This is a genomic window from Saccharomonospora cyanea NA-134 (assembly GCF_000244975.1).
Classification (GTDB): domain Bacteria; phylum Actinomycetota; class Actinomycetes; order Mycobacteriales; family Pseudonocardiaceae; genus Saccharomonospora; species Saccharomonospora cyanea.
Genome location: NZ_CM001440.1, coordinates 926,027 through 944,741, shown reverse-complemented (window position 1 = coordinate 944,741; position 18,715 = coordinate 926,027). Strand labels below are relative to the sequence as shown.

General features: G+C 69.5%; 23 protein-coding genes. 14 read left to right on the top strand and 9 right to left on the bottom strand.

What is annotated here, in order from left to right:
* Positions 1-7: 7 nt before the first annotated feature.
* Positions 8-2,065 carry a DNA gyrase/topoisomerase IV subunit B gene (locus tag SACCYDRAFT_RS04635; protein ID WP_005454037.1) on the bottom strand — a complete coding sequence of 686 codons (2,058 nt, stop codon included), beginning with the start codon at positions 2,063-2,065 and terminating at the stop codon, positions 8-10.
* A 200-nt stretch (positions 2,066-2,265) separates the two neighbouring features.
* A complete protein-coding gene (locus SACCYDRAFT_RS04630; RefSeq protein ID WP_005454036.1) occupies positions 2,266-3,297 on the bottom strand; it encodes a DNA polymerase IV in 1,032 nt (343 codons plus the stop codon).
* A 122-nt stretch (positions 3,298-3,419) separates the two neighbouring features.
* On the opposite strand from SACCYDRAFT_RS04630, the gene SACCYDRAFT_RS04625 reads away from it, so the two are divergent.
* The 4 genes from SACCYDRAFT_RS04625 to SACCYDRAFT_RS04610 all read left to right on the top strand — a co-directional run bounded on the left by SACCYDRAFT_RS04625 (position 3,420) and on the right by SACCYDRAFT_RS04610 (position 6,319).
* Positions 3,420-3,839, top strand: coding sequence for a CBS domain-containing protein (locus SACCYDRAFT_RS04625; protein ID WP_005454035.1), 420 nt, complete (start codon positions 3,420-3,422; stop codon positions 3,837-3,839).
* A gap of 72 nt (positions 3,840-3,911) precedes the next feature.
* Entirely contained in the window at positions 3,912-4,832 is a 921-nt protein-coding gene (locus SACCYDRAFT_RS04620) for a ribonuclease Z (RefSeq protein WP_043536155.1), read from the top strand.
* A 75-nt stretch (positions 4,833-4,907) separates the two neighbouring features.
* Positions 4,908-5,177 (top strand): WhiB family transcriptional regulator, encoded by a 270-nt coding sequence (locus tag SACCYDRAFT_RS04615; RefSeq protein WP_005454033.1) that lies wholly within the window; start codon positions 4,908-4,910, stop codon positions 5,175-5,177.
* Between the two features lie 380 nt (positions 5,178-5,557).
* Positions 5,558-6,319: a class I SAM-dependent methyltransferase gene (locus SACCYDRAFT_RS04610; protein WP_005454032.1), complete on the top strand. Its 762-nt coding sequence runs from the start codon at positions 5,558-5,560 to the stop codon at positions 6,317-6,319.
* 142 nt (positions 6,320-6,461) lie between these two features.
* Here the strand turns inward: SACCYDRAFT_RS04610 and SACCYDRAFT_RS26565 are convergent, their stop codons facing one another.
* Genes SACCYDRAFT_RS26565 through SACCYDRAFT_RS04580 form a run of 7 tightly spaced genes read right to left on the bottom strand, consistent with a single transcriptional unit; the run spans position 6,462 to position 11,536 of the window.
* Positions 6,462-6,602 (bottom strand): hypothetical protein, encoded by a 141-nt coding sequence (locus SACCYDRAFT_RS26565; protein ID WP_005454031.1) that lies wholly within the window; start codon positions 6,600-6,602, stop codon positions 6,462-6,464.
* The gene (locus SACCYDRAFT_RS04605) at positions 6,602-7,255 is read right to left on the bottom strand and encodes a DUF6084 family protein (protein WP_005454030.1); all 654 of its coding nucleotides are present in this window, start codon (positions 7,253-7,255) and stop codon (positions 6,602-6,604) included. Before SACCYDRAFT_RS04605 ends, SACCYDRAFT_RS26565 begins: the two co-directional genes overlap by 1 nt.
* The gene (locus SACCYDRAFT_RS26760) at positions 7,252-7,398 is read right to left on the bottom strand and encodes a hypothetical protein (protein WP_232283779.1); all 147 of its coding nucleotides are present in this window, start codon (positions 7,396-7,398) and stop codon (positions 7,252-7,254) included. The genes SACCYDRAFT_RS04605 and SACCYDRAFT_RS26760 overlap by 4 nt, the downstream gene beginning before the upstream one ends.
* 50 nt (positions 7,399-7,448) lie before the next feature.
* Positions 7,449-8,120, bottom strand: coding sequence for a DUF5947 family protein (locus SACCYDRAFT_RS04595; protein ID WP_005454028.1), 672 nt, complete (start codon positions 8,118-8,120; stop codon positions 7,449-7,451).
* Positions 8,117-8,647: a hypothetical protein gene (locus SACCYDRAFT_RS04590; protein ID WP_005454026.1), complete on the bottom strand. Its 531-nt coding sequence runs from the start codon at positions 8,645-8,647 to the stop codon at positions 8,117-8,119. Before SACCYDRAFT_RS04590 ends, SACCYDRAFT_RS04595 begins: the two co-directional genes overlap by 4 nt.
* A gap of 6 nt (positions 8,648-8,653) precedes the next feature.
* On the bottom strand, positions 8,654-10,456 hold the full coding sequence (locus SACCYDRAFT_RS04585; protein ID WP_005454024.1) for a nickel-dependent hydrogenase large subunit: 1,803 nt from the start codon (positions 10,454-10,456) through the stop codon (positions 8,654-8,656).
* 27 nt (positions 10,457-10,483) lie between these two features.
* Complete coding sequence (locus SACCYDRAFT_RS04580) at positions 10,484-11,536, bottom strand: NADH-quinone oxidoreductase subunit B family protein (protein WP_005454022.1); 1,053 nt, start codon at positions 11,534-11,536, stop codon at positions 10,484-10,486.
* A gap of 282 nt (positions 11,537-11,818) precedes the next feature.
* On the opposite strand from SACCYDRAFT_RS04580, the gene SACCYDRAFT_RS04575 reads away from it, so the two are divergent.
* Genes SACCYDRAFT_RS04575 through hypB form a run of 10 tightly spaced genes read left to right on the top strand, consistent with a single transcriptional unit; the run spans position 11,819 to position 18,641 of the window.
* Entirely contained in the window at positions 11,819-12,397 is a 579-nt protein-coding gene (locus tag SACCYDRAFT_RS04575) for a D-sedoheptulose-7-phosphate isomerase (RefSeq protein ID WP_005454021.1), read from the top strand.
* Complete coding sequence (locus tag SACCYDRAFT_RS04570) at positions 12,394-12,624, top strand: hydrogenase assembly protein HupF (protein ID WP_005454019.1); 231 nt, start codon at positions 12,394-12,396, stop codon at positions 12,622-12,624. The genes SACCYDRAFT_RS04575 and SACCYDRAFT_RS04570 overlap by 4 nt, the downstream gene beginning before the upstream one ends.
* Positions 12,621-13,277 carry a D-sedoheptulose-7-phosphate isomerase gene (locus SACCYDRAFT_RS04565; RefSeq protein WP_005454018.1) on the top strand — a complete coding sequence of 219 codons (657 nt, stop codon included), beginning with the start codon at positions 12,621-12,623 and terminating at the stop codon, positions 13,275-13,277. Before SACCYDRAFT_RS04570 ends, SACCYDRAFT_RS04565 begins: the two co-directional genes overlap by 4 nt.
* The gene (locus tag SACCYDRAFT_RS04560; protein ID WP_005454016.1) at positions 13,274-14,527 is read left to right on the top strand and encodes a hypothetical protein; all 1,254 of its coding nucleotides are present in this window, start codon (positions 13,274-13,276) and stop codon (positions 14,525-14,527) included. The genes SACCYDRAFT_RS04565 and SACCYDRAFT_RS04560 overlap by 4 nt, the downstream gene beginning before the upstream one ends.
* Entirely contained in the window at positions 14,524-15,048 is a 525-nt protein-coding gene (locus SACCYDRAFT_RS04555; RefSeq protein ID WP_005454014.1) for a hydrogenase maturation protease, read from the top strand. The genes SACCYDRAFT_RS04560 and SACCYDRAFT_RS04555 overlap by 4 nt, the downstream gene beginning before the upstream one ends.
* A complete protein-coding gene (locus tag SACCYDRAFT_RS04550; RefSeq protein ID WP_005454012.1) occupies positions 15,026-15,298 on the top strand; it encodes a HypC/HybG/HupF family hydrogenase formation chaperone in 273 nt (90 codons plus the stop codon). Before SACCYDRAFT_RS04555 ends, SACCYDRAFT_RS04550 begins: the two co-directional genes overlap by 23 nt.
* A gap of 11 nt (positions 15,299-15,309) precedes the next feature.
* Complete coding sequence (gene hypD / locus SACCYDRAFT_RS04545) at positions 15,310-16,437, top strand: hydrogenase formation protein HypD (protein ID WP_005454010.1); 1,128 nt, start codon at positions 15,310-15,312, stop codon at positions 16,435-16,437.
* Positions 16,438-16,445: 8 nt separating this feature from the next.
* On the top strand, positions 16,446-17,513 hold the full coding sequence (gene hypE / locus SACCYDRAFT_RS04540; RefSeq protein WP_043537060.1) for a hydrogenase expression/formation protein HypE: 1,068 nt from the start codon (positions 16,446-16,448) through the stop codon (positions 17,511-17,513).
* Between the two features lie 2 nt (positions 17,514-17,515).
* On the top strand, positions 17,516-17,869 hold the full coding sequence (locus SACCYDRAFT_RS04535; RefSeq protein ID WP_005454006.1) for a hydrogenase maturation nickel metallochaperone HypA/HybF: 354 nt from the start codon (positions 17,516-17,518) through the stop codon (positions 17,867-17,869).
* Complete coding sequence (gene hypB / locus SACCYDRAFT_RS25685; RefSeq protein ID WP_005454004.1) at positions 17,847-18,641, top strand: hydrogenase nickel incorporation protein HypB; 795 nt, start codon at positions 17,847-17,849, stop codon at positions 18,639-18,641. Before SACCYDRAFT_RS04535 ends, hypB begins: the two co-directional genes overlap by 23 nt.
* The last annotated feature ends 74 nt before the right edge of the window (positions 18,642-18,715 follow it).

The following is an 18,715-nucleotide window of genomic DNA, read 5'->3' as shown; positions in this document are numbered from 1 at the left end:
GTCTTCGTCAGATGTCGATCGCGGCCTGGTCGACCCGCTCGGCCGAGGTGATGAGCCACCTGCGGCGGGGTTCGACCTTCTCGCCCATGAGCAGTTCCAGTGCGGCCTCGGCGGCGTCGGCGTCGTCCAGGGTGATGCGGCGCACCGAGCGCGTGGCCGGGTTCATCGTGGTCTCCCACAGCTCTTCGGCGTCCATCTCACCGAGGCCCTTGAACCGGGGAACCGGTTTGACGACCTGCCTGCCCGCCCGCTCCAGTTCGGCGACCTTCGCCTCCATCTCGCGCTCGGTGTAGGTGTAGAAGGTCTCCGGGTTGCGGCCCTTCGTGGTGATCTTGTGCAGCGGTGGCATGGCCGCGTACAGCCTGCCCTCGGAGATCACCGGACGCATGTACCGCGCGAACAGCGTGATCAACAGCGTCCGGATGTGCGACCCGTCGACGTCGGCGTCGGCCATGAGGATCACGCGGCCGTAGCGCATGGCGGAGACGTCGAACGTCCGTCCCGTGCCCGCGCCGAGCACCTGCACGATCGACGCGATCTCGGCGTTCTTGAGTGCTTCGCCGAGGTTCGCCTTCTGTACGTTGAGGATCTTGCCGCGCAGCGGCAGCAGCGCCTGGTACTCCGACACGCGCGCCATCCGTGCCGAACCGAGCGCGCTGTCGCCCTCCACGAGGAACAGCTCGCTTCGGGCCACGCCGGTGCTGCGGCAGTCCACGAGCTTCGGTGGCATGGCCGCGCCCTCCAGCGCGGTCTTGCGGCGGGCGGCGTCCTTCTGCTGTTTCTGGGTCAGCCGCACCCGCGAGGCGTCGACGATCTTCTGCAGTACCGTCTTGACCTCGGCCTTCGTCTTGCGGTTGTCGGCCCACGCCTTGAGGTGCTTCTCGACGAGCCCCTGGATCACCTTGGTGATGCCCGTGGTGGACAGCTCGTCCTTCGTCTGCGAGGTGAACTGCGGTTCCGGGATGCGTACGTGCACGACCGCGGTGAGGCCCTCGCACACGTCGTCGAGGATGGGCAGGTCCTCCTTGGCCTTGAGCAGCCCGCGAGTGCGGGAGATCGCGTCGTGCACGGCGCGCACCAGGCCGCGTTCGAAGCCCTTCCGGTGCGTTCCACCGTGGACGTTGCGGATGGTGTTGGTGAAGCACTCGACGGTGCGTTCGTAGCCGGTACCCCAGCGCAGCGCGACCTCGACCTCGGCCCGGCGTTCCACGTTGGACTGCATGACACCGTTGGCGTCGGCGGCGTTCTCCTTGTAGGTGCCCTCACCGGCGATGAACTGGGTCTCGCACACGGCGCGGTCGCCCGCGGGCGCGAGGAACTCCACCATGTCCGCCAGCCCGTTCGGGTAGTGGAAGGTCTCCTCGTTGATGGCCGAGTCGGTGGCGGTGCGCAGCACGTACGTGACGCCGGGCACGAGGAACGCGGTGTGCCGCAGCTTCGTGCGCACCAGCTCCAGGTCGAGTACTGCGCCCTTCTCGAAGTAGCGGGCGTCGTGCCAGTACCGGATGGTGGTGCCGGTGGCCTCCCCGCGCTTCATCTTCCGCACGAAGCGCAAGCCCGACTGCCGCGTGAACTTCGCCTTCGGGCCGGGCCCGTCGAAGACACCGGGCACACCGCGGGCGAACGACATCTCGTGGACCTTGCCGCCCTGCCGCACCGTGACGTCGAACCGCAGCGACAGCGCGTTGACGGCGGAGGCGCCCACGCCGTGCAGCCCACCGGAGGTCTTGTATCCGGAGCCGCCGAACTTTCCGCCCGCGTGCAGCCGCGTCAGCACGAGTTCCACACCGCTCAGCCCGGACTTGCCGTGGGTGCCGGTGGGGATGCCGCGCCCGTCGTCGGCGACCTCCACACTGCCGTCGGCGTGCAGCGTGACCACGACCTTCGTCGCGTGGCCCGCGACACCCTCGTCGGTGGAGTTGTCCACGATCTCCGTGAACAGGTGGTTGACCCCGCGACTGTCGGTGGACCCGATGTACATGCCGGGTCGCTTGCGCACCGCTTCGAGACCTTCGAGGTGCGTGAGGTCGTCGGCCCCGTAGAGGTTCTCAGCAGAGGCAGTCACGTGGTCGCTCTCCCAGGTCGTGATACGCGGAATCGTGACGGGCGCGCCGAGCAGTTTCGGTCAACTGTTCGAGTGCCGCATCAGCGTAGTGCAGGGTAACGACAGTGGCGACGCGCGTGTGGTGCAACGCCGGTGTGTCCGGTGTCATTCCCGCCCGAACCCCACCCGGACGTCATTCCCGCCCGAACCCCACCCGGACGTCATTCCCGCCCGAACTCCGCCCGGACACCGAGCAGCCTCACGGGACGGTCCACCGTGAAGCGTCCGAACACCTCCTCGGCGGCGCGTGACAGGACCTCGACGTCCATGGTCGGCGACGGCAGGGTCACACTGCGTGTCCGCGTGACGAACGGTGCGAAACGGACCTTCACGGCGACGCGCGCGGCGGGCCGCCCCTCGGCGGCGACGTCGTCCGCCACCCTCTCGACCAGACGCGCGAGGTGGGCGCGGAGCTCCCCGGGGTCGTGGACGTTGTGCTGGAACGTCGTCTCGCGGCTACGGGACTTCGGCACGTACGGCGTGGCCGTGACCTCCCGGTCGCCCATGCCGTGGGCCAGAACACGGAAGTACGGGCCGAGCGTGGGGCCGAACTCCGCCGCCAGCTCGCCGGGGTCGGCGGCGGCGAGTTCGCCGACGGTGGTGATGCCGTGCTCGGCGAGTCTGTCCCGGGTTCTCGCGCCCACCCCCCACAGCGCGTCGGGAGGCCGCTCCCCCATGACGTCGACCCAGTTGTGCCTGGTCAGGCGGTACACGCCGCCCGGTTTGGCGAAGCCGGTGGCGAGCTTGGCGGTGTGCTTGTTGTCTCCGATCCCGACCGCGCACGACAGCCCCGTGCGGTCGGCCACAGCCCGCCGGACCTCCCGCGCGAGGGCCTCGGGATCGTCGGTTCCCACCCCGAGGAACGCCTCGTCCCAGCCCGCGACCTCGACCACGACGGGAAACTCCCGCAACACCGCCATCACGCGTTCGGAGACCTCCTCGTAGGCGGACGCGTCCGACGCCACGAACACCGCGTCGGGACAGCGACGGGCGGCCGTGCGCAACGGCATGCCCGAGTGCACGCCGCACTCCCTGGCCTCGTAGGAGGCGGTGGCCACCACCCCGCGCTGTGTCGGATCGCCCGTTCCTCCGACGACGACGGGCCTACCGCGCAGCTCAGGGTGGCGCGCGATCTCCACCGCCGCGATGAACTGGTCGAGATCCACGTGCAGCACCCAGTCCGCTGTGGACACGTCATGCAGTATGTGCCCCGCACGGCGTTCCGGCCAGACTCGCGGAAGCGGGAGGAGTAGAACGGCTGGACCCTGGGGTACCCGGCCGGGTGGCAGTACGACGGACGAAGGAAGGAGATCCCATGGCACAGCTGGTCCGGGAGCTGATGACCCCGCAGCCCGTCGCCCTACCCGGCGACACCCCCGTGCGCGACGCCGCCCGCAGAATGCGCGACGACGACATCGGCAACGTCCTGGTGTCCGACGGCGAGGACGTACGCGGCATCGTCACCGATCGGGACCTGGTGGTTCGCGCGCTCGCCGACCACGACGACCTCTCCAACACGCGGCTGCGCGACGTGTGCAGTGAGCAACTGATCACGGCTCGGCCCGACGACGAGGCCGGGAACGTCGTCGCCAGGATGCGTGAGCATGCCGTGCGCCGGGTCCCCGTCGTGGACCAGGGCAAGCCCGTCGGGATGTTCTCGATCGGCGACGCCGCGATGGAACGCGACCCGGACTCCGCGCTCGGTGACATCTCCGCGGCGAGGGGCAACCGCTGAGGCGGTACCGGCGCGGGTGCGCCGCGCTGAAATCGGATGCGGCCGCCACCGGCCGCGCCGTACCGTCGTCGCGTGTCGAACCGTGAACTGATCGCCCTGGGCACCGGGAGCCAGGTGCCGTCCCGCGCGCGTAACCACAACGGTTACCTCCTGCGTTGGGACTCGGCGGGCTTTCTGTTCGACCCCGGCGAGGGAACGCAACGGCAACTGACCTTCGCCGGGGTGCCCGCGAGCGCGGTCACCCGGATCTGTCTCACGCACTTCCACGGTGATCACTGCCTCGGTGTGCCCGGTGTCGTGCAACGGCTGTCGCTGGACGGTGTGGCACGGGTGCACGCGCACTACCCGGCGTCCGGGCAGGAGTACTTCGAGCGGTTGCGGCACGCGAGCGTGTTCCACGAGACGACCGAACTGGTGGAGCAGCCCGTCACCGGCGACGGCGTCGTGGCAGGCGGCGAGTTCGGTGAGCTGTCGGCCCTGCGCCTCGACCATCCCGTCGAGGCTTACGGGTACCGGCTCGCCGAACCCGACGGTAGGGCCATGGTTCCCCGGCTGCTGCGCCGCCACGGCGTTCAGGGACGCGACGTCGGTGCTCTGCTCCGGGCGGGCTCCCTGGCCGTCGGCGGGCGCACCGTGACCGTCGAGGACGTGAGCGTGCCGCGCAGGGGACAGAAGTTCGCGTTCGTGATGGACACGCGGTTGTGCGACAACGCGTTCGCCCTCGCCGAGGACGCCGACCTGCTGGTGATCGAGGCCACGTTCCTCGAAGCGGAAGCGGACCTGGCCCGCCGGTACGGGCACCTGACGGCCCGGCAGGCCGCGCGCGTGGCGCAGGAAAGCGGCGTCCGCACGCTGGTACTGACACATTTTTCACAACGCTATTCGAATATGGCCGAGTTCCACGACCAAGCAGCAGAGGTATTCGGCGGCGAACTCGTGGTCGCGCATGATCTTTCGCGGATTCCGATACCGCGGAGGCCACGCCCGGAATAAGCGGCGCGCACCGGCGCGTTGCCTCTACGGGTTCGCCGACCCGAACAGCGAACTAAGAAAGGAGGCGGCACGCCGATGACGAATAGTGAGTGGTGGCACAGTGCCGCCTGCCGTGACGAAGATCCCGAGCTGTTCTTCCCCATCTCGGACATGGGTCCGGGCGCGCAGCAGACCGCACGCGCGAAGGCGGTGTGCGCACGGTGTCCCGTTCGGGACGAGTGCCTCCGCTACGCGGTGGAGAACGGCTTGGACTACGGCGTCTTCGGTGGTCTGACCGAACGCGAACGGCGCGATTTCGTCCGCCGCGCTCGCCGGGCCGACCGGGTCAGGGGCGAAGCCGCCTGACGCCGTGAGCCACGTCATCCGGCAAGCGGAAACACCGACGGCCTGATCGGTGTTGAAACTGGTGCCGGTGCGCATTGAATGTCCCCGGGCCTCAACCCAACTGCCTTCGCGGAATACCGTTCGGCTGGAGCCGCGTCGCGCCTTTCGCCGCGAGGCGACGAATGCGTACCGGTACTTTCTCCTCCAGGCACGCCCCCGGTTCCGGCCGGGGGCGTGCCTGCTTTTTTGGCCCGTGCGCTCGCACGGAGTCGGAATCCCTGCGGTCGTGCCCTCCCCTTCGCCCGCCGCAGGTCGCTTGGCGCCGTCACCTCGACCCTTGTACGTTACGGTCGGGACACAACTGAATAACGAGTCCACTCCACTGGAGCACGGGAGGGCACGTGCCGAAAGATCACCCCCGCAACGGAGCCGAGGCCGACACCCAGTCCTACGACGCGACCACCTCCGCGTTCCGGGCGGCGACGGGACGCGACCTGGAAAGTGACCACGGCAAACCGCGTTACCTCGAATACCAGCGAGAGCTCATCCGCCCCCACTGTGGGCGTACCGTGCTGGAGGTCGGCGCCGGACTCGGTGAGTTCGCGTCCGGGTTCACGGGATTCGACCGCTACGTGGTGACGGACGTGGACGCCGGTGCCGTGCAGAAGCTGAAGCAGCGCTTCCACGACCGGCCCGAGGTGGAGGTCCAGCAGTACGACATCGACGGTGCGACCACGCTCGCCGAACCGGTGGACACCCTGGTGGCGATCAACGTCCTGGAACACATCGAGGACGACATCGGTGCGCTGCGTCAGCTCTCGCAGTCGCTGACACCGAGGGGCAACGTCGTGCTGTTCGTGCCCGGCTACCAGCAGCTCTACGGGGAGTTCGACCGCAAGGTCGGCCACTTCCGCCGCTACACCCCCACCACCGTGGCCGCCACCGCGCGTGAGGCCGGGCTCGTGGTGGAACTCGCCCGGCCGGTGAACTTCCTGGGAGCCTTCGCCTGGTGGGCCGCCGTCCGCAAGGGCGGAACCACGTCCCCGAACCCGCGTCTGGTGTCGATCTACGACCGCTTCGTGGTCCCCGTGACCCGCCTGATCGAGAAGACCCTGCCCGTACCCTTCGGCCAGTCGGTGCTCTGCGTCGCCCGCAAACCCTGACGCCCGCCGTGTCCGCAGTTCGTGCACGCGTGTCCGCAGCGTGCGACACGAACACCCGTACACAGGCTGCGGACACGGACCGAGGCGTCCCGTGTCCGCATCTTGTGCCCACGTGTTCGCGGTTACGGGACACCCGGGGACGCTACATCGACCTGATCTTGGCGTAGCGGACCACGGCGGGCAGCTCCCGCGCCAGCAGGCCGAGCACCAGGGCACCGAACGCGGCCGCCAGCACGCGGGCCGACAGCCGACCGACGTCGTGACCCGATCCGTTCTTCGTCATCACTCGCTCCCGGAGAGTTTCAGCAGGGACTCGATCGCTTCCTGCGGTGAGCGGTACGCGTGGCGCACGCGGTAGTCGTGCAACCGCTCGTACACCGGTTCCTCCACCCGCAGCCACCGGTGGCGCCCGAAGTACGCCTCCCGCAGCCGGTGCCAGCACGCGACGGGCAGCTGGTAGTCGGCCTCGCTGTCCCACGGAAGCCGGGTGGCCGCGAGCTGACCTGGCTGTCCGTGGAACAGCGTGCCGCTGAACTGGAACCTCAGCGGCACGTCGCCGTCCGACAGCGCCGAGAGATAGCTCACCGACGCCAACTCGACGTCCTGCCCGCACGGCACGGGCACGTCCACCTCGGTGTGTCCCGTGAAGCCGGCCACGTGCAGCACCGGCCGCGCCCACACGAGGTCACCGATGCCGGAGGACCACTGTTCGGGCGTGCCGAACACGCCGCGCAGCCGCCTGCGCTCCCCGGCGGTGTAGTCGCGCAGGGCCGCGGCGACGCGCACGGACACCGCGAGCGTCAGCGACTGCACCCGGACGTCCTGACACGCGATGCGCAGGCGGAAACGGAGGGTGGGCACGACGTCCACCGGCGCGGTGTCCACGCCGGTGATCGCCCACGACAGTACGGGGGTCGTCACGGTCTTCTCGGTCACGGCGGTGACAGGTTCGGCATTCCGGGCAGGATGGGGTTCTTCGTGCGCGGGCGGATGCCGGTGGACCGCGCGGCCGTGGACCGCCCGTTCGGCAGGTGACCCGGCTGTTTCGCGTAGTTGCCCGTGCTGTTGCCCTGCTTCACCCCGCGAGTGTGCGAGGGCAGGTCGACGCGCACGTCGGGTTTGCCGAGTTTCAGGCCGGAACGGTGTCGCCTCGTAACTCGGTGAAGAAACGATCGATCTCGCGCCATACCTCGTCACCTCCTGTCATTCCGGTCCATGTCCCGCGTACCCGCGCGGTGAGCCGGTAGCACTCGTCGACACCGACGAGCCACTGCTCGCCCGCGTCACGGTGCACGAGCAGCGCGGTCACCTCGGGTTCGAGGCGCGCCGCCGACGGCAGTCCTCGCGTGAGGCGTTCCCACGCCTGCCGCTCCACTGCCGTGCCCACCACGCCGAGCGGGCTCGGGTAGTACGCCGTCACGGTGTCGGCTGTGGTGTCGGCGGGGTCGGTTGGGTCAGCCGGATCACCGCCGTCGTGCCGTACGAAGAACGCCAGCCTGACGGGCACCCCGAGCGCGGCCCACACGACGTCGTCGACCGGGGCGTGAGCGAGCCGTTGCCGTAGTTCGGGCACGGCACGGTAGCGGCCGGTGCCCACACTCCGGTGGTCGAACAGCAACGCGCATGCCCGGCACGCGCACGCCAACTGCCGGGCGGGCAGTTGAAGCAGGTGGCGGTGCGCGTCGGACAGTGCCTCGCTGCACAGCTCGCACCGGTGGTCCTCCTGCCGGGGCTCGCCGTCGGCCCGGCCCGGGTCGCGGGCCAGGTTCCGGAGCCGGCCGGTGGGCAGCGGGCCGGTCATCGTGCCCGCACCGCCGCGAGCGGGACGAACGCGGGTTCCGTCCGGAGCCGCACGCTCACGTCGGTCACCTCGGGTGCGACGGCCCGCACGGTGGCCGCCACGGTCTCCGTCGTCTCTGTGACGTTCTCACCGCCCCGCCCCGTGACGTTCCCACCGCCCCGGTGCCCACCCTCGACCGACACGGTGGCCACCCCGCCGTCGTAGTCGGTCAGTTCGGCGACGATCCGAGGCCGCAGCTCCGCGAGCGCCCGCCGGATGCGCGTGACCGGATCCTGCGGATGCAGGTCGTGCACCAGCAACAGCTGCGCGAGCAGTTCGTCACCGCTCAGCGCGTCGAGTAGCTCGGGGGCGGTCTGTCCGGCGAGGGCGACGACACGGGCCAGTGCCTCGCCGTAGACGTCCACGAGGGCCCGAACCGTGTCGAGCGTCCTCTCCTCCGCCCGCTCCGACAGCTCGGCGAGGCCGCCGTCGAGCTCCGCGAGCCTGCGGCGTACCCGCTCGATGTCCCACTTCCCTGCTTCGGCCATCGGTGATCACTGCGCCGGGTGCGCCGCGCCGAACGTGGGAGAGGCGATCTTCTTGAGCACCTTCCCCTCCCCGAGGTACATGTGCACGCCACACGGCAGGCAGGGGTCGAAGCTGCGCACCGTGCGCATGATGTCGATGCCCTTGAAGTTCTCCCTGCCGTTCTCCTCGAAGATCGGCGTGCCCTGCACGGCGTCCTCGTAGGGACCCGGCGTTCCGTAGACGTCGCGGGGGCTCGCGTTCCAGGGGGTCGGCGGGTACGGGTGGTAGTTGGCGATCTTGCCGTCGCGGATCACCAGGTGGTGCGACAGCACGCCGCGTACGGCCTCGTGGAAGCCGACGCCGATGGCCTCGTCCGGCACGTCGAAGTTCTCGAACACCTTCGTGTTGCCGGACCGGACCTCCTCCAGCGCGCGCTCCACGAAGTGCAGGGCCATCCCCGCCGCGTAGGCCACGAAGTACATGCGGGCCCGGTCGCGTTCGAGGGTGTTGGCGTAACGCGGTGGCCGCCACTCCAGCCGCATGTCCGGGGTCTGCGGTGTGGCGGGCAGGTCGATGCGCACGGCACCGCCGGTGGCCTTCACGTACGGCGTGTCCACGAGACCGTTGAGCGCCGTCGACCACAGTCTCGCCAGCGGGCCGCCGCCGGTGTCGAGCGCGAGGTGTTCCTGGCTTCCCGGGTCGAACCAGCGCGGGCTCATCACCCAGCTGTAGTTGCCGTTCTCGAGGTCGCGGCCCTGCGGCACGGGCAACGTGGTCTGGTTCCACGGGTGCCGCTGGTCGACGGGGTTGCCGAGCGGGTCCCGCTTCACGAACGTCTGCTCGCCCACCCAGTCGTCGTAGTAGGAGCTGCCGAGCAGGATCCGCATACCGAGGTTGATGTCGACGAGGTTGTTGGTGAGCAGCTCGCCGTCGACCACGATGCCGGGCGTGACGTACATGTCGCGGCCCCAGCTCGCCATGTTCTCGTAGCGGTAGTCCACCGAGTACGGGTCCTGGAAGCAGCCCCAGCAGCCGAGCAGGACGCGCCGGCGACCCACCTCCTCGTAGCCCGGCAGCGCGTCGTAGAAGAAGTCGAACACGTCGTCGTTCATGGCCACGGCCTGCTTGATGAAGTCGAGGCAGCGCAGCAGGCGCGACAGGTAGTCGGTGAACGCCTGTGGTGTCGCCACGGTCCCCACCCCACCGGGGTAGAGCGTGGACGGGTGCACGTGCCTGCCCTCCATGAGGCAGCACATCTCCCGGGTGATGCGGCTGATCTCCAGGGCGCGCTTGTAGACCTCACCCTCGAAGGGGTTGAACGCGCGCATGATGTCGGCGATGGTGCGGTAGCCGTGCAGCTCGCCGCGGGGCGCGTCGGTGGTCTCCGCGCGCTTCAGCAGGCTCGGGTTGGTCTCGGCGATCATGCGCTCGCAGAAGTCGACGAAGACCATGTTGTCCTGGAAGATCGTGTGGTCGAACATGAACTCGGCCGCCTCGCCGAGGTTGATGATCATGTCCGCGAGCGGTGGCGGCTTCACCCCGTAGGCCATGTTCTGGGCGTAGATCGAGCACACGGCGTGGTTGTCGCCGCAGATGCCGCAGATCCGGCTGGTGATGAAGTGCGAGTCACGCGGGTCCTTGCCCTTCATGAACACGCTGTAGCCACGGAACAGCGACGAGGTGCTCCTGCACTCGACGACCTCGTTGTTGGCGAAGTCCACCTTCGTGTAGATGCCGAGGTTGCCGATGATCCGCGTGATCGGGTCGAAGTTGACCTCGACCAGCTCCCGCTGGGTCTGCGTGCGCACCTCGCGCTGTGTCTGGGACATGGGTGAGTCGCTCCTGCTCGCGTCGGGTCAGGCTCGGGGGTAACGGGGTTGGTAGCCGGTGGTGAGCTTGTCGCCGGGGTGCCGCCACTTCGGCTCGGTGTTGGCGCTTTTGTTCGTGATGCCGCGCATGGTGCGGACGAACGGGCCGTACACGCGCAGCAGAGCGGACGAGAACGAACCCCCCGGCGGCTCGTCCATGAACGGCATGAACTTGTCGGGGAACCCGGGCATGGTGCAGCCGATACACACGCCACCGACGTTCGGGCAGCCGCCGATCCCGTCCATCCAGCCGCGCTTGGTGACGTTGCAGTTCACGACCGGACCCCAACAGCCGATCTTGACCTGGCACTTCGGGGAGTTGTAGTCGTGGGCGAAGTCGGCCTGCTCGTAGTAGGCCGCGCGGTCGCAACCCTCGTGCACGGTCTTGCCGAACAACCACTGTGGCCGGAGCTGCTCGTCCAGGGGGATGGTGGGCGCGAGGCCTGCGGCCTGGTGGAGCACCCACAGCAGGGTCTCCATGAAGTTGTCCGGTTGCACCGGGCAGCCAGGCACGTTGATGACGGGCAGGCCACCCGCCGACCGGAAGTCCTCGCCGAGGTAGTCGACGAGGCCCATGCACCCCGTCGGGTTTCCCGCCATCGCGTGAATCCCGCCGTAGGTGGCGCAGGTGCCGATGGCGACGACGGCCCACGCTTTCGGGGCGAGTTCGTCGATCCAGCGGTTGAGGGTCTTGGGCTTACCCGTCTTCGGGTCGTTGCCCATCGCAGTCCAGTACCCGTCCTCGGCGTGGATGTTCTCGTTGGGGATCGAGCCCTCCACGACGAAGATGAACGGCGCGTCGAGCTCACCGTTCGCCGCCTGGAAGAACGGCCGGAGGAAGTCCTCACCCGTCTCGTAGGCGAGCACCTTGTTGTGCAGGTGCACCTTGGGGATCCCGGGCACGGCTCGGAGCACCACGTCCTCGATGCTCGGCAGTGACGCGGCGGTGACGGACACGGTGTCGCCGTCGCAGCTCATTCCCTCGGAGGTCCACAGGATGTGGACCTCGTCGACGCCGGTGGCGCTGGCCTGTGTGCTCATGGGTCCACAGTGCGGCCGCGACGTGGATCCCGCACGGCACCGCGCACGTCCGGATTGGACGAGTTTGGGGCACCGCCGACGCGGGTAGGCTCCCGGGTTTTGCCTTGCGCACCAGGCGAAATCGTCCTCGAAAACATCGAGTTGTGCCGCTTGTACGCGAACCGTAACGTCGGGTCATCGCCGGTTCGCCCAGCCCGGACCGTCCACAGTGATCTAGGTGTTTTCCGAGACGAGAGCCCAGTGCCTGAAAGCCCTGTTTTCGACACCCGTGTCGACGCCGCCATGGAACGTCGCCTGCAGCCCCTGGAGGCGTTGCTCGACGAGGCCGAGGCCGTCGCGCGGGCCTGCCACGCGATGGCGGAGCGGTTCCACCGTGGCGGCACGCTCGTCGTGTTCGGCAACGGCGGCGGCTCGACCGACGCCCAGCACATCTCCGTCGAGTTCGTCCACCCGGTGATCGTCGGCAAGCGCGCGCTGCCCGCGCTGTCGCTCACCGCCGACGTGGCGACCATGACCGGGGTCGCCGCCAGGGTGGGGTTCGAGGAGGTGTTCGCCCACCAGTTGCGGCACCTGGCCGCACGCGACGACATCGCGCTCGGCCTGTCGGTGGACGGCGACTGCGCCAACGTGGTCCGCGGCTTCGAGCAGGCACACGAACTCGGCATGCTCACCGTCGCGCTCGTCGGTGGCGATGGTGGTGCCGTGGCGGCGAGCCCGGCCGTCGACCACGTGCTGCGGGCCGACTCCGACGATCCGCGGGTGGTCAAGGAGGTCCACGTGACCATGTACCACGTCCTGTGGGAGCTGGTGCACGTGTTCCTCGAACACCCCGGCGCGCTGGCCCGGAAGGCCGCGTCATGACGGCGCCCGGGGACGAGCGTCCCGAGTGCGTCGGGGACGTGTGCGTGACGTGCTCCGACACCGCCGTCGTCGTCCGCGTGGTGCGCCTTCTCGGCGACGACCTCGCTCTCGTGGACACCGGGTCGGGGCAGGAGGAGGTCAGCGTGGCGCTGGTCGATCCCGCGTGCCTGGAACCCGGCGCGGAACTGCTCGTGCACGCCAGGGAGGCGATCGGGGTGCCCCGATGACCGACGCGATGAGTTCGCTGTACCCGTTCCTCTACGAGGACACCACGAACGGTGGTGACTCCGTCGACGCGGTGCTCGCCGAGGTGCGCCGGTCCACGATGGACAAGGCGCGGGAGATCATGGAGTTGCGGCGGCGCGTACACCGTGAGCAGGGCGCGCTGCTCGCCGCGTGCGGGGCGGCGATGGCCGAACGGTTCGCCCAAGGCGGCCGCCTGTTCTGCTTCGGCAACGGCGGCAGCTCCACCGACGCGGCCGACCTCGCCACCCAGTTCCTCGATCCGCCGCCGGGAACACCGCCACTGCCCGCGTTCGCCCTCACAGCCGAGGCGGCCGTGGTGACGGCGCTGAGCAACGACGTGGGCTTCGACGTGGTGTTCTCGCGGCAACTCGCCGCGTTCGGCAGGCCGGGGGACCTCGCGGTGGGCCTGTCCACCAGTGGCAACTCGACCAACCTCCTCGCCGCGTTCGACGAGGCCCATCGGGTCGGGATGCTCACGGTCGGCATCACCGGTGAGGGCGGTGGCCGGATGGCCGAGCTCGACTCGATCGACTTCCTCTTCGTGGTGCCGTCGTCGTCGGTACACCGGGTGCAGGAGGCGCAGACGACGATCTACCACGTACTCGCCGAACTCGCGGCGGAGGGGGTGCGATGACCGGCCAAACCGCACTCGACCGGGTCCGGGCCGTGGCGGACGCCGTGCTCTACGAGGGCTACGTCCTCTACCCGTACCGGGCTTCGGCGCAGAAGAACCACGTCCGCTGGCAGTTCGGTGTCCTGGTGCCGCCCTCGTACGCGGCCACGGGCAGGGGGGAACACTCGACCTGCCGCACGGAGTGCCTCGCCGAGGCGGGCCCGGACGCCGAGCTGCACGTCCGGTTGCGGTTCCTCCAGGCACAGCGCCGCACGGTGGAGGTCGAGCACGACACCGCGCCCGGAGGCTACCGGGAGGTCGACGCGTTGCTCGTGGGCGAGGACGAGCTGCTGCCGTGGGACGAGGCGGTGGAGTGCGAGCACGACGTGACGGTGCCCGTCCACAGGCTGCTCGACTCCGAGCAACGTCTGCCCGTGGTCGTCCGCGGCGGCGAAATGGTCACGGAGGTGGACGCCGGCCGCGTGGTGCGCCGAAAGCGACCGTTGACCGCGGAACTACGTTGTCGGGCCGAACGGCTGCCGGGGCTGGTGCGGCTGCACGTCACCGTGGCGAACACGGCGACCGTCGACTGCTCGCGGCACACCAGGGACGAGGCCCTGCGGTACTCCCTCATCGCGGCGCACACGGTGCTGGCCCTGCGGGGCGGCCGGTTCCTGTCGCTGCTCGCCCCGCCCGAGGAGGCGAAGGAGCACGCGAAGGACTGCGTCAACGAGCACACGTGGCCGGTGCTGGTCGGCCCGGCGGGAAGCGACGACGTGATGTTGTCCTCGCCGATCATCCTCTACGACCATCCGAAGGTGGACCCGGAGAGCCACGGCGACTTCTTCGACGCGTGCGAGATCGACGAGATGCTGACCCTGCGCACGCTCACCCTCACCGACGCCGAGAAACGGGAGGCCCGCGCCACCGACGAGCGCGCTCGCCGCATCGTCGACCGCGTCGAGAACCTGCCCCACCAGCCTCGGGAGTCGATGCACGGACGGGTCCGCGTGGTCCGGGTCGGGCAGACCGAGATCAGCGCCGGCAGCAAGGTGGTGCTACGCCCCCACCGGACAGGGGACGCGCAGGACATGTTCGTCGACGGCCGCGTGGCCACCGTGCGCGACGTGCTGGAGGACGTGGACGGCACCTGCTTCCTCGCTGTGACGATCGACGACGACCCGGCCGAGGAGTGGCAGCTCGCCCAGGGCCGGTTCCGGCACTTCACCCTCGCCGAGGTGGAGCCCTGTGCCCGGGAAGTGCGGCCGTGAAGAGCAGGGTGTTGGTCGCGGGCATCGGCAACGTCTTCCACGGCGACGACGGCTTCGGGGTCGAGGTGGTGTCGCGGCTGTCCACGCGCGACCTGCCGCCGGAGGCCGTCGTGGCCGACTACGGCATCAGGGGCGTGCACCTGGCGTACGAACTCCTCGGCGGGGAGTACGAGACCACGATCTTCGTCGACGCCATGCGACGGGGCGGTGAACCCGGCACCGTCTACGTGCTCGACGCCGACCCGGCCGCCTCGCCGTCCCAGACCGATCACGGGGACGCCGGTCCCGTGCTCGACGCACACGGCATGCACCCCGCGGCCGTTCTCGCGTTGCTGCGCAGGCTGGGTGGGACACCCAGCCGGGTGTTCGTCGTGGGGTGTGAGCCCCTCTCACTGGCGGAGGGCATGGGCCTGAGCGAACCGGTGGCCGCCGCCGTGGACGAGGCGGCGCGGCGAGTGCTCCAGCTCGTCGCCGACGCGCTGGAAAGGAGTGGCGCCGATGTGTCTCGGCATCCCCGGTGAGGTCGTCGAGATCCTGCCGGACCGGCCGGATCTGGCCAGGGTGCACGTCAGCGGCGTGCGCAGGGTGATCAACATCGGCCTGCTGTCGGACGATCCGCCCGTCCCTGGCGACTGGGTTCTCATCCACGTCGGGTTCGCACTGTCCAAGATAGACGAGCGGGAGGCCGCGGCCGTGCTGCGCTACCTGGAGGAGCTCGGCAGTGCCTACACCGACGAGATGGACGCACTGAGTCAATCGATGATCGAGTGAAGGCGGCGACGATGCGCTTTGTCGACGAGTACCGCGACTCGGACACGGCCCGAGCGCTGGCGGCCCGGATCGCCGAGCTGTGCGAGCCGGGCCGGGAGTACAAGTTCATGGAGGTGTGCGGCGGGCACACCCACACGATCTACAAGCACGGGATCGCCGACTACCTGCCGGAGCAGGTCTCGCTGGTGCACGGCCCCGGCTGCCCGGTGTGCGTGATCCCGATGGGCCGGATCGACGACGCCATCCACATCGCGAGCCTTCCCGACGTCATCATGACGTCGTTCGGCGACATGATGCGCGTTCCCGGATCGAACGGCACGTTCTTCGACTCCAACTCCGAGGGCACCGACATCCGCATGGTGTACTCGCCGCTCGACTCGCTGCGCATCGCCAGGCAGAACCCCGACAAGCAGGTGGTGTTCATGGCGATCGGGTTCGAGACCACCGCGCCGTCCACCGCCATGACGCTGCTGCGGGCACAGCGCGAGGGCATCGAGAACTTCTCGGTGTTCTGCAACCACGTCACGATCATTCCCGGCATCAAGGCGATCCTCGACTCCCCCGACCTGCGGCTCGACGGCTTCCTCGGGCCCGGCCACGTGTCCACCGTGATCGGGTGCCGTCCGTACGAGTTCATCCCGCGCGACTACGCCAAACCGCTCGTGGTGGCGGGGTTCGAGCCGCTCGACATCCTCCAGTCGGTCTACTTCCTGCTCCGGCAACTCCACCAGGGCCGCTGCGAGGTGGAGAACCAGTACGCCCGGGTGGTGCCGTGGCAGGGCAACCCGGTCGCGCTCGACGCCATCGCACGCACGATGCGGCTGCGTCCGTACTTCGAGTGGCGCGGTCTCGGCTTCATCTCCCACTCCGCGCTGCGGCTGCGGGACGAGTACGCGGCCTTCGACGCGGAGCAGCGGTTCTCGCTTCCCGGGGTGCGCGTGGCCGACCCGAAGTCGTGCCAGTGCGGCGAGGTGCTCAAGGGCGTGCTGAAGCCGTGGGAGTGCAAGGTGTTCGGCACCGCGTGCACTCCGGAGACGCCCATCGGCACCTGCATGGTCTCCCCGGAGGGCGCGTGCGCCGCCTACTACAACTTCGGCCGGTTCACCCGGCAGCGGATCAAGGAGGCGACCACCGCATGAAGGCCGGCATGAGGACCGAGGACGACGTGCTGGAGCGCATCGAACGCGCCCGCCGTCGCAAGCCGAAGGTCCGGGAAACCCGGATCACGGCCGCGCACGGCGCGGGCGGCAAGGCGACGCAGACGCTCGTCGAGGCGGTGTTCGTCGACGCGTTCCGCAACGCGCTGCTCGAACCGCTCGGCGACTCCGCCGACCTCGTGCTCGGCGGTACCCGGCTGGCCATGACCACCGACTCCTACGTCGTGTCGCCGCTGTTCTTCCCCGGCGGCAACATCGGTGACCTCGCCGTCAACGGCACCGTCAACGACCTCGCGGTGGCCGGTGCGACCCCGGCCTACCTGTCCTGCGGCTTCATCCTGGAGGAGGGGTTCGCGGTCGCCGACCTGCGTCGCATCGTGGCCTCGATGCGGGAGTGCGCCGAGGCCGTGGGCGTCACGCTCGTGACCGGTGACACGAAGGTCGTCGGCAAGGGCAGCGGCGACGGCTGCTACGTCAACACCACGGGCGTGGGACTGCTACCACCGGACCGCGCGCTGGGCATCCACACCGCGCGACCCGGCGACGTCGTTCTCGTGTCGGGCCCCGTCGGCGAACACGGCGTCACCGTGATGCTCGCCCGCGGTGAACTCGACATCGAGGCGGATCTCGTCTCGGACACCGCGCCGCTGGCGGATCTGTGCGCGCGGCTGCTGGCCGTGCCCGGTGTGCGGGCCATGCGGGACGCCACCCGGGGTGGTGTCGCGACGGTGCTGAACGAGATCGCCCGCGCGGCGGAGGTGTCCGTGGTGGTGGACGAGGACGCCGTTCCCGTGCGCGACGAGGTCAGGGGCGCGTGCGAACTGCTGGGCATCGACCCGCTGTACGTGGCCTGCGAGGGCCGGTTCGTCGCGGTGGTCGACGGCGCGCACGCCGACGAGGCCGTCGCCGCGCTGCGCGCGCACCCGCAGGGCGCCGACGCCGCCGTGATCGGCAGGGTCGGCCCCGACCCCGCGGGCACGGTGCTGCTCAACACGGCGTTCGGGGGCACCCGGATCGCCGATCTCCTCGTCGGTGACCCGCTCCCCCGCATCTGCTGACCATGCACGAGCTGTCGATCACGCAGAGCGTCGTGGACGCCGTCGTCGAACACACCGGTGGGGCGCGGGTGCTGTCGGTGAGGGTGGAGGTCGGGGCCCTGTCGGGAGTCGAGGCGGACGCGATGCGGTTCTGCTTCGACGCGGTCACGCGGGCGACACCCCTGGAGGGTGCCACGTTGGTCGTCGAACACGTACCGGGTCTGGGCCGGTGCACACGCTGCGGCGCGGACGTGCCGCTGTCGTCGTTCCTCGACACCTGCCCGTGCGGGTCGGTGGACGTGGACGTGGAGTCGGGACAACAACTACGGATTCGCGACGTGGAGGTGGCACGCGATGTGCGGGACATGCGGGTGTGACGAGGCACCGACGACCGGGGCGAGCGACACCGTGGCGGTCGAGCGGGACCTGCTCGCCAAGAACGACGGCATCGCCGAGGACAACCGCGCCTGGCTCGCCACGCGGTCGGTGTTCGCCGTCAACCTGATGAGCGCACCGGGATCGGGGAAGACGACCCTGCTGGAGACGACGGTGCGTGAGCTCTCCCGCGACGTCTTCGTCAGCGCAGTGGAGGGCGACCAGGCCGCCTCGCTCGACGCCGACCGGCTACGCGCGGTCGGTTGCCGCGTCGTGCAGATCAACACCGGGTCGGGTTGCCATCTCGACGCCGACATGCTGGCCCGCGCGCTGCGGGAGCTGGACCCGCCGCGGGGCTCGCTCGTGGTGGTGGAGAACGTGGGCAACCTGGTGTGCCCCGCGCTGTTCGACCTCGGGGAGCGGCGTCGGGTCGTGCTCGCGTCCACCACCGAGGGCGAGGACAAGCCGCTCAAGTATCCACACATGTTCCGCGCCGCCGACCTCGTGGTGCTGACCAAGGCCGATCTCGTGCCGTACCTGACGTTCGAGGTCGACCACTTCACCCGGCACCTGCGGAGGGTGAACCCCGCCGCCGAGCTGATCGTGACATCGTCGGTGTCGGGTGAGGGACTGGATCAGTGGTTCTCGTGGTTGCGTTCCGAGCTGGGCGTCTCGCCGGTGGGACCTGCCGAGTCGCCCGAGCCGACAGAGTCGGCTGAGTCGGCTGAGTCGGCTGAGGACACCGAAGCCGCCCTGCCCTCGGTGTCCTCGTAGGCACCGGCCGCCCCGTGCAACGACGGTGACCGGGCGAGCAGCAGGGTGCATCCTGCGATGAGGGCGAACCCGGC

Coding starts and splice junctions, on each gene's coding strand:
- SACCYDRAFT_RS04625 (WP_005454035.1), top strand. CDS start 3,420: ATGGCACAGCTGGTCCGGGAGCTGATGACCCCGCAGCCCGTCGCCCTA.
- SACCYDRAFT_RS04615 (WP_005454033.1), top strand. CDS start 4,908: ATGACGAATAGTGAGTGGTGGCACAGTGCCGCCTGCCGTGACGAAGAT.
- SACCYDRAFT_RS26565 (WP_005454031.1), bottom strand. CDS start 6,602: ATGACGAAGAACGGATCGGGTCACGACGTCGGTCGGCTGTCGGCCCGC.
- SACCYDRAFT_RS04595 (WP_005454028.1), bottom strand. CDS start 8,120: ATGACCGGCCCGCTGCCCACCGGCCGGCTCCGGAACCTGGCCCGCGAC.
- SACCYDRAFT_RS04590 (WP_005454026.1), bottom strand. CDS start 8,647: ATGGCCGAAGCAGGGAAGTGGGACATCGAGCGGGTACGCCGCAGGCTC.
- SACCYDRAFT_RS04585 (WP_005454024.1), bottom strand. CDS start 10,456: ATGTCCCAGACACAGCGCGAGGTGCGCACGCAGACCCAGCGGGAGCTG.
- SACCYDRAFT_RS04580 (WP_005454022.1), bottom strand. CDS start 11,536: ATGAGCACACAGGCCAGCGCCACCGGCGTCGACGAGGTCCACATCCTG.
- SACCYDRAFT_RS04575 (WP_005454021.1), top strand. CDS start 11,819: ATGGAACGTCGCCTGCAGCCCCTGGAGGCGTTGCTCGACGAGGCCGAG.
- SACCYDRAFT_RS04570 (WP_005454019.1), top strand. CDS start 12,394: ATGACGGCGCCCGGGGACGAGCGTCCCGAGTGCGTCGGGGACGTGTGC.
- SACCYDRAFT_RS04565 (WP_005454018.1), top strand. CDS start 12,621: ATGACCGACGCGATGAGTTCGCTGTACCCGTTCCTCTACGAGGACACC.
- SACCYDRAFT_RS04560 (WP_005454016.1), top strand. CDS start 13,274: ATGACCGGCCAAACCGCACTCGACCGGGTCCGGGCCGTGGCGGACGCC.
- SACCYDRAFT_RS04550 (WP_005454012.1), top strand. CDS start 15,026: ATGTGTCTCGGCATCCCCGGTGAGGTCGTCGAGATCCTGCCGGACCGG.
- hypD (WP_005454010.1), top strand. CDS start 15,310: ATGCGCTTTGTCGACGAGTACCGCGACTCGGACACGGCCCGAGCGCTG.
- hypE (WP_043537060.1), top strand. CDS start 16,446: ATGAGGACCGAGGACGACGTGCTGGAGCGCATCGAACGCGCCCGCCGT.
- SACCYDRAFT_RS04535 (WP_005454006.1), top strand. CDS start 17,516: ATGCACGAGCTGTCGATCACGCAGAGCGTCGTGGACGCCGTCGTCGAA.
- hypB (WP_005454004.1), top strand. CDS start 17,847: ATGTGCGGGACATGCGGGTGTGACGAGGCACCGACGACCGGGGCGAGC.